The organism is Variovorax brevis (assembly GCF_030317105.1).
GTDB lineage: Bacteria > Pseudomonadota > Gammaproteobacteria > Burkholderiales > Burkholderiaceae_C > Variovorax > Variovorax brevis.
The window spans coordinates 585,714-596,989 of record NZ_JASZYG010000004.1 but is presented as its reverse complement, the minus strand read 5'-3'; the positions used below and the strand labels follow the sequence as shown (position 1 = coordinate 596,989).

The window sequence follows — 11,276 nt, the reverse complement described above, 5'->3', positions numbered from 1 at the left end:
CATGCTGAAACCCATGCTCAATCCAACCATCATCGACACCAGCCTGCGCGCCCTGGCCGAACCCACGCGCAGGGCCATCATCGAGCGCCTGAGCCGCGGCGCGGCCAGCGTGAGCGAGTTGGCCAAGCCTTTCGACATGACACTGGCCGCCGTCGTGCAGCACCTGCAGGTGCTGGAAGAAAGTGGCCTCATCCAGACCAAGAAGATCGGCCGCGTGCGCATGTGCCGGCTGGACACGGGAGGCCTTGACTGTGTCGCGGACTGGGTCGCTGCGCGCCGTACCTTTCTGGGGACCCGCATTGAACGCAGCGGTCCGGACGACATCGGGGGCGGCGGCGGCCTTCCGATGTGAGGCTTGGCAGCGCGTGAAAACAAAAAAGCCCGCCATCGTTGGATGGCGGGCTTTTCGGCACTCGCGAGGAGAAATTTTGGTGGGCCCTGAGTGACTCGAACACTCGACCTACGGATTAAGAGTCCGCTGCTCTACCAACTGAGCTAAGAGCCCCTGAATCAACATTGCTGTGATCAGGCAATCCCACGATTATAGCCAGCTTTTGAGTACTTCTGCCAGTGGCTCCAAATTCTTTGACATTCAACCCGATCGCGCGGCGAAGGGTGCTGCTTCGGCGAGGCTGCTCAAGCCAGTCGACGAGAACGCCTAAGAAGAAGGTCTACAGCGCGCCGCGCGAGCCAAATCATCGCTTGAAGCAAAGGCGCTGTCGGCGCCAACTAATGCCCAAATTGTTAACGGCGAGATGACATTTGACGGCGCAGTGACGACCTCGGGCCCCTAGGATCGGCGCAACCAACCGAGAGTCAATCCATGTTCTTTCCGCATGCACGTGTGCCCCAAGCGATCCTCGTCCTGACCCTTGCAGCCGCCAGTGTTGCCGCGTCCGCCGAAATTCATCGCTGCAAGGACGACAGCGGTCAGACGGTGCTTTCCGATCGTCCGTGCGGCGCGGACAACGCAGCGCAAGATGCGCGCAGGGCGCCGGTTGGTGTCGTGGCGGACCGCATCGCCGCGCCTGAAATGGTCAGCACGCGGACGCGGGATCTTTCAGGGCAGTACGAATTCATCGCCGAGCGAGGTGCGAAGTCCGCCGCGCGGGCAAACCCATCGAAATAAGGGTTCGCAGCGACGTTGAGCACAAGGCGCTGCAAGCGCCTTGCAAATGGTCTGCCGCGTCGGTGCCTTCGCACGCACGCAGCGGTGTGACGTGAAGTTGGCAATTACTCGCCCGATGCGCGGACTCGACAGTCCTTCAAAGTCGTTGGTGGAGAGGATGAGGATCGAACTCACGACCTCCGCATTGCGAACGCGGCGCTCTCCCAGCTGAGCTACCCCCCCAACGCACGATTAGTTTAGCGCGGAAGCACCCGATGGCGCTTGGTGCAAACGCCATGACAAGATCTCGGCTTTTCAATCCGGACAGCAAGGAGAAACGCTCGATGGCTCAGTACGATCCCGCCTGGCTCGAAGTCATGTACAACAACCGGGCGCGCGTGCCCGAGCACGGCGACTACTTTGCGCGATGGGCGCTCGAGTCCGCCCGGGTTCGCGACTCGCAGCCGTGCAGCATCGACCTTGGGTACGGCGACGGCGTCAACGAAACCCTCGACATCTTTCCCGCGCAGCGGGCCGACGCACCGGTGCTATTCTTTGTCCACGGCGGGTACTGGCGGGCGCTGGACAAGAGCCAGCATTCCTTCATCGTGCCGCCATTCACCCGCCGCGACGTATGCGTGGTGCTGCCCAACTATGCGCTGTGCCCAGGCACGGCCGCGGCGCCGGTCACCATTCCCGACATCGCGCTCCAGATGGCGAAGGCGCTGGCGTGGACGCATCGCAACATCGCCGCACACGGCGGCGATCCGGCGCGCATCACGGTGGCGGGCCATTCGGCCGGCGGGCACCTGGCCGCCATGCTCTTGGCTTGCAACTGGAAAAAAGTCGGGCGCGACTTGCCGGCGCAGGCCGTGCGCAACGCCTTCTCGATATCAGGCTTGTTCGACCTGGAGCCCATGTACCTGACGCCGTCGTTCCAGTCGTCGCTGAACCTCACGCCGGAGGATGTCCGGCGCACGAGCCCTGCGCTGTGGCCCGCACCGAAGTCCGGCGTCCTGTACTCCGTGGCAGGCGCCGAAGAGAGCGAAGAGTTCCTGCGCCAGAACGCATTGATCGAGGCCACCTGGGGCCAAGGCGTGGTTCAAGTGTGCGAAGCGGTGCCGGGCTGCAATCATTTCAACATCCTGGATGCCTTCGCCAACCCGGAGCACCGGCTCCACCAGCAGGCGATGCACTTGCTGGAGAGCTGAGAAAAAGCGCGGCAGCGGGGCCGCGCCGCGCGGCTTACATCAGCAGGTGTTCGCCCGCGTTGTCGCCGCCCAAAGTCACGTAGTTGACCTTGCGGATGTCCATGAGCTTCTTGCCGCCGGCGTAGCTGATGGAGCTTTGCACGTCCTGCTCCATTTCGACCAGCGTGTTGGCCAGCTTGCCCTTGATGGGTTCAAGGATGCGCTTGCCCTCGACGTGCTTGTATTCGCCCTTGTTGAAGTCGCTGGCCGAGCCGTAGTACTCCTTGTAGGCTACGCCGTCGACCTCGACCGTCTTGCCGGGCGATTCCTCATGCCCCGCGAACAGCGAGCCGATCATGACCATCGAGGCGCCGAAGCGGATGCTCTTGGCGATGTCGCCGTGGTCGCGAATGCCGCCGTCGGCAATGATCGGCTTGGTGGCCACGCGTGCGCACCATTTCAGCGCCGACAACTGCCAGCCGCCCGTGCCGAAACCGGTCTTGAGCTTGGTGATGCACACCTTGCCCGGGCCGATGCCGACCTTGGTGGCGTCCGCGCCCCAGTTTTCCAGGTCGATCACGGCTTCCGGCGTGCCGACGTTGCCGGCGATTATGAAGGACTTCGGCAGCTTTTCCTTCAGGTAGCCGATCATGTTCTTCACGCTGTCGGCATGGCCGTGGGCGATGTCGATGGTGATGAATTCAGGCACCAGCTTTTCAGCAACGAGCTTGTCGACCGTTTCGTAGTCCGGCTTCTTCACGCCCAACGAGATCGATGCGAACACGCCTTTGGCGTGCATGTCCTTGACGAACTTGACGTTGTCCAGGTCGAAGCGGTGCATCACGTAGAAGTAGCCGCTCTTGGCGAGCCAGGTGCAGATGGTCTCGTCGACCACCGTTTTCATGTTGGCCGGAACGACCGGAATGCGGAACTTGTGGCCGCCGAGTTCGACGCTGGCGTCGCACTCGGAGCGGCTTTCCACGCGGCACTTGCGCGGGAGGAGGAGGATGTTGTCGTAGTCGAAAATCTGCATGAACCAGGCTCCTGAATGGAATCGTTGATAACGCTTGAGCGCTTGGTCCGGCCGGTTTTTGTGGTCCGCTAGAGAAAGCTTCGGCCACAAAAAACCGGGCGCAAGAAACTTGGGCCCGGTGTCTGATTTTACGCTACCTGCCAGACCCACGTAACAAGCGGGTTCATATCACCGTCATCCGCCGTGCTTTCTACAATGGGTCAATGTTTACCGAACTCCCGGCGGTTGCCGAATCTCCGCTGCTGCACAACCTGAACCCCGAGCAGCGCGCCGCCGTCACCTTGCCAGAGGGAAACGCCCTCATCCTCGCCGGCGCAGGCTCGGGCAAGACCCGTGTGCTCACCACCCGAATCGCCTGGCTCATGCAAACGGGCCAGGTCTCGCCCGGCGGCATCCTGGCTGTTACCTTTACGAACAAAGCCGCCAAGGAAATGCTGACGCGCCTGTCGGCCATGCTGCCGGTGAACGTGCGGGGCATGTGGATTGGCACCTTTCACGGCTTGTGCAACCGCCTGCTGCGCGCGCACTGGAAACTGGCCAACCTGCCTTCGACTTTCCAGATCCTCGACACGCAAGACCAGCTCTCGGCCATCAAGCGCCTGATGAAGCAGTTCAACGTCGATGATGAGCGCTTTCCGGCCAAGCAGACGCAATGGTTCATCGCCGGCGCCAAGGAAGACGGCCTGCGTCCGCGCGACGTCGAGATCCGCAACGAGGACGACCGCAAGAAGGTCGAGCTGTACCAGCTTTACGAAGAGCAATGCCAGCGCGAAGGCGTGGTCGACTTCGGCGAACTCATGCTGCGCAGCTTCGAACTGCTGCGCGACAACGATCCCATTCGCGAGCACTACCAGCGGCGTTTTCGGCACATCCTGATCGACGAATTCCAGGACACCAACCGACTGCAGTATTCGTGGATCAAGATGCTGGCCGGCAACGTGGTCAACGGCCAGTTCGTGCCGGGCGGCGCCAATAGCGTGATTGCCGTGGGCGACGACGACCAGAGCATCTACGCATTCCGCGGCGCGCGCGTTGGCAACATGGCCGACTTCGTGCACGAGTTCGATGTGCGCCACCAGATCAAGCTGGAGCAGAACTACCGCAGCTTCAGCAACATCCTGGATTCGGCCAACGAACTCATCAGCCACAACACCAAGCGCTTGGGCAAGAACCTGCGCACCGACCAAGGGCCGGGCGAACCGGTGCGCGTGTACGAGTCGACCAGCGACTTCGCAGAAGCGCAGTGGATGGTCGAGGAGATGCGCCAACTCGCACGCGATGGCATCGAGCGCAAGGAAATGGCGGTGCTCTACCGCAGCAACGCGCAGAGCCGGGTGATTGAAACCGCGCTGTTCAACGCCAGCGTTCCCTATCGCGTGTACGGCGGCCTGCGATTCTTCGAACGCGCCGAAATCAAGCATGCGCTGGCCTACCTGCGTCTGCTGGAAAACAAGGACGACGACACCAGCTTCCTGCGCGTCGTCAACTTTCCGCCGCGCGGCATCGGCGCGCGCAGCCTGGAGCAACTGCAGGATGCCGCGCGTGCCGGCGGCAAATCGCTGCACGACGCCGTGAGCGCGCTCAGTGGCAAGGCCGGCGCCAACCTCTCGGCCTTCGTGGCCAGGATCGACGTGCTGCGCGAGCAAACGCAGGGCATCACGCTGCGCGAGATCATCGAACTGGTGCTGCAGCACAGCGGCCTCATCGAGCACTACAAGGCGGACCGCGAAGGCGCCGACCGCATCGAGAATCTGGAAGAACTGGTGAACGCGGCCGAGAGCTTCGTCACGCAGGAAGGCTTCGGGCGGGACGCCGTCGCCATGCCCATCGACGAACTGCGCCAGTCGCCGGCCAGCCAGGGCATCGACACCTCGCGCCCCGTGCTCGACGACATCCTGCCGCCGCCAGATGCCGACACGGGCGAGACCCTGAGTCCGCTCGCCGCCTTCCTGACCCATGCCGCCCTCGAATCGGGCGACAACCAGGCGCAGGCCGGGCAAGACGCCGTGCAGCTCATGACGGTGCACGCCGCCAAGGGGCTGGAATTCGATTGCGTCTTCATCACCGGCATGGAAGAAGGGCTCTTTCCGCACGAGAACTCCATGAGCGACCACGAGGCGCTGGAAGAAGAGCGGCGCCTGATGTACGTGGCCATCACGCGGGCGCGCAAGCGCCTGTACCTGAGCCACTCGCAGACGCGCATGCTGCACGGCCAGACGCGCTACAACGTCAAGAGCCGCTTCTTCGAGGAACTGCCCGAAGGCGCGCTTAAGTGGCTCACGCCGAAGAACCAGGGCTTCGCGCCCTCGGCTTTCGGCTATGGCGGCGGCTACGCCACCACGCGCGGAGGCGCCGGCGGCTACAGCAAGGAAAACTTCGCCAGCCCGCCCGTGCCGCCGCAAAAAGCAGCACCGTCACACGGCTTGCGATCGGGAATGCAGGTGTTTCACAACAAGTTCGGCGAAGGCACCGTGCTGGCGCTGGAAGGCACGGGAGACGATGCGCGCGCACAGATCAATTTTCCGCGCCACGGCGTGAAGTGGCTGGCGCTCAGCGTCGCGAAGCTCACCCCCGTTTGATTCGGGGAGGGCGGCTCAGTCGGCCGTGAAGCTGTCGCGGAAGGTGAACCAGATCGAGCTGAAAAACATGGCGGCCATCACCAGGGCGCCGCCGACCATCAGCGCTCCGCCCAGTGCCGTGACACCCTCGCCGGCACCCATCGCGCCAATCGCCATCAGCAGGCCGGTGACCAAGCTGATCACGATGCCGGCCGCAATGAAGACGCCGAGCCAGACGATGCCGAAGATCGTCAGCGCGCCGATGTTGCGCAGGCACGCCACCATGCTGAAGAAAATGCTCTTGATGGGCGGCACCTTGTGCCAGTGCATCAAGGCCGGCGCATGCCAGAAAGCCAGCGACAGCGGCATGTACAGCGCCATCGCGATCCACAGCGCGACTTGGAACTCGGTGGTCTGCGCGACTTCGCGCGTCAGCGGGCGGCCCAGCAGATAGACCCCGGCGAACTGGCCGCCATCGGCCAGCGCGGAGATGGCCATCACGGCCAGGAACGCGACGGCGTAGGCCACGCCCAGCACCAGCAGGGGACGGATGTCGCTGCGCACGGCCTGCATCGCGGACATGAAAACGCTGCCGGCGGGCGGCTTTTCTGCTTCCGCGGCCCGCGCGGTGGCGGCCATCAGGGCCAGCGTCATCGTGGGCAGCAGCATCAGGGCGAGTGCGCCGCCGACGACGGGAATCTGCGAGGCGATGGACACCACCGCCATGAAAAAGAAAAAAAGCGCCGTGAATGCGAGCGGTTGCCGGAAAAAGGCCTTCAGGCCCTGTCGCACCCACTGGGTGCCATTGCGCGCGGGAACGAGGTTCAGCTTCATTCGTCAGGTGGCCATCTCGGCCGATTCCTCGTAAAGATCAAAGGCAGGCAGGTGCATGGCACGCGCCCGCAGCACGCGTTCGAAATGCGTGGGGTCATGCGGCTTGAGCATGGACGCCTCGCGCGGAAGGTAGAAGTCCCACAGGCGCGAAATCCAGAAACGCAAGGCCGCGGCGCGCAGCATGCCCGACAGCAGGGAACGCTCGGATGCGTTCAACGGCCGCACCGATTCGTAGGCCGCCAGCAGGGCGGTGGCGCGCGGCAGGTCTTCGACGCCGGTGGGCAGGTCGATGGCCCAGTCGTTCAAGCACACCGCGATGTCGAACAGCCAGCTGTCGGTGCCTGCGAAGTAGAAATCGAACACGCCCGTGAGGTGCGGTGGATGTCCGGGCTCGCCTTCGCGCGTAGCGAACATGACGTTGTCGCGGAACATGTCCGCGTGGATCGGGCCACGCGGCAGCGCGGCATAGGCCGACGACTCCGCAATGTGGTTCTGGTAGGCGAGTTCGCTCGCCAGCAGGGTGGCCTGCGCGGTGTCCAGGTAGGGCAACACCACCGGGGCGGTTTCGTTCCACCATGCAAGGCCGCGCAGGTTCGGTTGGATGCGCGGAAAGTTGCGGCCTGCCAAGTGCATCGCGGCCAACAGGCGGCCGAGTTCCGCGCAGTGCGCCACGGTGGGCGCCAACTCGCTCTTGCCTTCGAGTCGCTGCACCACGGCAGCAGGCTTGCCGGCCACCAGATGCAGGAATTCGCAAGGCGCGTTGGCCGGAATTTCGAGCGCGTGCCCGTCTGGCGGCGCAATGGCCAGGTCGGCGACCGGCGCCGGCACCGCGATGCCCCGCTCCGCCAAGTGCTTCATCAGGCACAGGTAATAGGGAAGCTGCTCGGCGCCCAAGCGCTCGAACAGTGTCAGCACGTATTCGCCACCGTCGGTCGTGGCGAAGTAATTGGTGTTCTCGATGCCGCCCTCAATGCCCTTGAGTGCCTGCAACTTGCCCAAACCGAGGCGCGCCATCAGCGCGTCGGCTTCGTCGAACCCGACTTCTGTAAAGACAGCCACTGACCGATCAGAACTTCAGGACGTTCCAGACCGCGGGTCCGGTGCCGCCGACGCCTGTCTGACCCTTGCCGTCCGCATTGGGGCCGCTGCTGTTGGGCAGCACCTCGTACGAAGGCATGTTGTTCTTGGGCGTGACGGTGATGCTCTGGGTTTGGCCGCCGTAGCGCTGTTCGTCGATCTTGGCGCCCGAATCCTCGATGTGGATGTTCTCGATCTTCTGGTTGCGCCGGCCGGCGTCGACCGGATCGTCCTTCACCGAGTTGGTGCCAGGCGCCGGCGCGGGCGGGGGAACGTTCTGCGCCTGGGCCGCGCCAAGGGCCGTCATGCAGGCCAACGCCAGCATGGCGCTGCGAAGAGACAAGATATTGAGGCGGGACATGAGTCCATTGTAGGTCGCACAGCGGACTTCTGCTAAGCGCCTTCGCCGTCTTTTTGGTGCGGGTCGAAGGCCCGCGGCGACGGGCAAAATGGCCGCATGACCGATAACAAGACCTTGCTGCTCGTGGATGGTTCGAGCTACCTTTACCGCGCCTTTCATGCCATGCCGGACCTGCGCGCGGTGCCGGGCGACAACACCAGCCCCGCCACGGGCGCCATCCGCGGAATGATCAACATGATGACGGCGCTTCGCCGCGAAGTGCGGGCCGACTACGCCGTCTGCATATTTGATGCGCCCGGAAAAACCTTCCGCGATGAGTGGTATCCGCAGTACAAGGCCAACCGCTCGCCGATGCCAGACGACCTGCGCAGCCAGATCGACCCCATCCACGAAGTGGTTCGCCTCCTTGGCTGGCCGGTGCTGTGCGTGCCCGATGTCGAGGCGGACGACGTCATCGGCACGCTCGCCCACGTCGGCGCGCAGCAGGGCATCGAAGTCATCGTTTCGAGCGGCGACAAGGACTTGAGCCAGCTGGTGAACGAGCACATCACCATCATCGACACGATGAACGGCAAGAAGCGCGACGTGGCCGGTGTCACGGCCGAGTTCGGCGTGCCGCCCAGCCTCATGATCGACTACCAGACGCTGGTGGGCGACACGGTCGACAACGTGCCTGGCGTCGAGAAGGTGGGCCCGAAGACGGCGGCCAAGTGGCTGCTCGAATACGGCTCGCTCGATGCGCTGGTGGCACGGGCCGCCGAAGTCAAGGGCGCGGCCGGCGAGAACCTGCGCAAGGCGCTGGACTGGCTGCCGCAGGGAAGGCGCCTCGTGACGATTCGCACTGATTGCGACCTGAGCGCCCACGTGCAGGGCTTGCCCGCGCTGGACGCCATTGCCATCGGCCCGCAGCAGGTCGATGCCCTCAAGGTGTTCTACGACCGCTTCGGCTTCAAGAGCCTGGTCAAGACGCTTGAAGCGCACGAGACGCCGCCCGAGCTGATCGAGGAATCGAAAAAGAAGAACGCGCCCGAAGGCGGCACCGGCCTGTTCGACGACCCGAATTTCGAAGCCGTCTCCAAGGCCAGCAACCTTGAATACGACACGGTGTTGACCTGGGAGATGTTCGATGCGTGGCTGGCAAAGCTGGAAGCAGCTGACCTGGTCGCGATCGACACCGAAACGACCTCCCTCGATGAAATGGTGGCCGAAATCGTCGGCTTGTCGTTCAGCGTGAAGCCGGGCGAGGCAGCCTACATTCCGGTGGCGCACAACTACCCCGATGCACCCGCGCAATTGCCGCGCGACGAAGTCCTCGCGCGCCTGAAGCCCTGGCTGGAAAACGGCGCCAGGAAAAAGCTCGGCCAGCACGTCAAGTACGACCGCCATGTGTTTGCCAACCACGGCATCGAAGTGCAGGGCTACGCACACGACACGATGCTGCAAAGCTACGTGCTCGAAGTGCACAAGCCGCATGGCCTGGCGAGCTTGGCCGAACGGCATCTGGGCCGCACCGGCATCGACTACGAAGACTTGTGCGGCAAGGGCGCGCACCAGATTTCCTTTGCGCAAGTCGACATCGCCAAGGCGGCGGAGTATTCCTGCGAGGATTCCGATCAAACGCTGGACGTGCACCACGCACTGTGGCCGCAACTTGAGGCCAATGAAAAGCTCGGCTTCATCTATCAACTCGAGATGGACAGCAGCGAGGCCCTTTACCGCGTCGAGCGCAACGGCGTGATGATCGACGCGCAGCAGCTCGCGGCGCAAAGCCACGAGCTGGGCACGCGGATCATGGGGCTGGAGCAGGAAGCCTTCACCATCGCGGGACAGCCTTTCAACCTGGGCAGCCCCAAGCAGATCGGCGAGATCTTCTTCACCAAGCTGGGCCTGCCCGTCATCAAGAAGACCCCGAGCGGCGCGCCAAGCACGGATGAAGAAGTGCTTGAGAAACTGGCGGAAGACTATCCCTTGCCGGCGAAGATCCTCGAGCATCGAAGCCTCTCGAAGCTCAAGGGCACCTACACCGACAAGCTGGGACAGCTCGCCAATCCGCGCAGCGGCCGCGTGCACACGCACTACGCGCAGGCGGTGGCCGTGACGGGGCGCCTGTCCAGCAACGATCCGAACCTGCAGAACATTCCGATTCGCACCGTTGAAGGCCGGCGCGTGCGCGAGGCATTCGTGGCGCCTCCCGGCCGGGTGATTGCCAGCGCGGACTACTCGCAGATCGAATTGCGCATCATGGCGCACATCAGCGGCGACGCGGCCTTGCTGCGCGCCTTCACCGAGGGCATGGACGTGCATCGCGCAACGGCCAGCGAGGTGTTTGGCGTGCCGCCGGACCAGGTGAGCAGCGAGCAGCGGCGCTACGCCAAGGTCATCAACTTCGGCTTGATCTACGGCATGAGCAGCTTTGGGCTGGCGCGCAACCTGGGCATCGAGAATTCGGCGGCCAAGAGCTACATCGACCGCTACTTTGCGCGCTATCCGGGCGTCAAGGCGTACATGGACGAGACGCGGCTGTCCGCCAAGGCCAAGGGCTACGTCGAAACCGTGTTCGGCCGGCGCCTGTACCTGCCCGAGATCAACTCGCCCAACGGCCCGCGCCGCGGCGGCGCCGAACGCGCCGCCATCAACGCGCCGATGCAGGGCACGGCCGCGGACCTGATCAAGCTGAGCATGGTCAAGGTGCAGGACGTGCTCGACACCCAGAAGCGGGACACCAAAATGATCATGCAGGTGCATGACGAACTGGTCTTCGAGGTGCCCGAAGCGGAAGTCGAGTGGGTGAAGGACGAGATTCCGCGCCTGATGGCGGGGGTGGCGCAGCTCAAGGTGCCGTTGCTGGCGGAGATTGGGGTGGGGCCCAACTGGGACAAGGCGCACTGATTTCGCTGTTTTCGGAGTTGCGGCGGGAGGCAGCGGCTCTTCGAGTTCGCCGAGCGGCGCATCAGGCGCCTCAATGGCGCGCCTGCGGTTTTGAGCGCGAATGCGATGTTTGCCGTCTCTTTTCTTGCAGAGGGGTCTTATTTTCCGCGTTTAGTTAAAGTGTACTTATATAGATTGGATGATTTCGGCCATCACGGGTCTGCCTGTCCCGCAAGGCGACTCGCCA

General features: G+C 63.6%; 9 protein-coding genes and 2 tRNA genes. 5 read left to right on the top strand and 6 right to left on the bottom strand.

The features are described 5' to 3' along the window. The first annotated feature begins 1 nt into the window (after nt 1). A complete protein-coding gene (locus tag QTI66_RS15700) occupies nt 2–352 on the top strand; it encodes an ArsR/SmtB family transcription factor (RefSeq protein ID WP_286560713.1) in 351 nt (116 codons plus the stop codon). 77 nt (nt 353–429) lie between these two features. Here QTI66_RS15700 and QTI66_RS15695 read toward each other — a convergent pair. Continuing rightward, nucleotides 430–505, bottom strand: a tRNA-Lys gene (locus QTI66_RS15695). A gap of 339 nt (nt 506–844) precedes the next feature. Here QTI66_RS15695 and QTI66_RS15690 point away from each other — a divergent pair. Then, nucleotides 845–1,129 carry a DUF4124 domain-containing protein gene (locus QTI66_RS15690; protein ID WP_286560712.1) on the top strand — a complete coding sequence of 95 codons (285 nt, stop codon included), beginning with the start codon at nt 845–847 and terminating at the stop codon, nt 1,127–1,129. 146 nt (nt 1,130–1,275) lie between these two features. Here the strand turns inward: QTI66_RS15690 and QTI66_RS15685 are convergent. Continuing rightward, a tRNA-Ala gene (locus QTI66_RS15685) sits at nt 1,276–1,351 on the bottom strand. 101 nt (nt 1,352–1,452) lie between these two features. On the opposite strand from QTI66_RS15685, the gene QTI66_RS15680 reads away from it, so the two are divergent. Further along, the gene (locus tag QTI66_RS15680) at nt 1,453–2,319 is read left to right on the top strand and encodes an alpha/beta hydrolase (protein ID WP_286560711.1); all 867 of its coding nucleotides are present in this window, start codon (nt 1,453–1,455) and stop codon (nt 2,317–2,319) included. A 34-nt stretch (nt 2,320–2,353) separates the two neighbouring features. Here the strand turns inward: QTI66_RS15680 and QTI66_RS15675 are convergent, their stop codons facing one another. After that, nucleotides 2,354–3,331, bottom strand: coding sequence for a GMP reductase (locus QTI66_RS15675; protein ID WP_286560710.1), 978 nt, complete (start codon nt 3,329–3,331; stop codon nt 2,354–2,356). 203 nt (nt 3,332–3,534) lie between these two features. Between QTI66_RS15675 and QTI66_RS15670 the strand changes: the two genes are divergently transcribed. After that, entirely contained in the window at nt 3,535–5,910 is a 2,376-nt protein-coding gene (locus QTI66_RS15670; RefSeq protein ID WP_286560709.1) for a UvrD-helicase domain-containing protein, read from the top strand. Nucleotides 5,911–5,925: 15 nt separating this feature from the next. Here the strand turns inward: QTI66_RS15670 and QTI66_RS15665 are convergent, their stop codons facing one another. From QTI66_RS15665 to QTI66_RS15655, 3 genes are read right to left on the bottom strand one after another with little or no spacing between them, the layout of a single operon-like run. Beyond that, nucleotides 5,926–6,723 (bottom strand): BPSS1780 family membrane protein, encoded by a 798-nt coding sequence (locus tag QTI66_RS15665; RefSeq protein ID WP_286560708.1) that lies wholly within the window; start codon nt 6,721–6,723, stop codon nt 5,926–5,928. A 3-nt stretch (nt 6,724–6,726) separates the two neighbouring features. Beyond that, entirely contained in the window at nt 6,727–7,782 is a 1,056-nt protein-coding gene (locus tag QTI66_RS15660) for a homoserine kinase (protein WP_286560707.1), read from the bottom strand. A 7-nt stretch (nt 7,783–7,789) separates the two neighbouring features. After that, entirely contained in the window at nt 7,790–8,161 is a 372-nt protein-coding gene (locus QTI66_RS15655) for a hypothetical protein (RefSeq protein ID WP_286560706.1), read from the bottom strand. Between the two features lie 96 nt (nt 8,162–8,257). On the opposite strand from QTI66_RS15655, the gene polA reads away from it, so the two are divergent. After that, on the top strand, nt 8,258–11,050 hold the full coding sequence (polA, locus tag QTI66_RS15650) for a DNA polymerase I (RefSeq protein ID WP_286560704.1): 2,793 nt from the start codon (nt 8,258–8,260) through the stop codon (nt 11,048–11,050). The last annotated feature ends 226 nt before the right edge of the window (nt 11,051–11,276 follow it).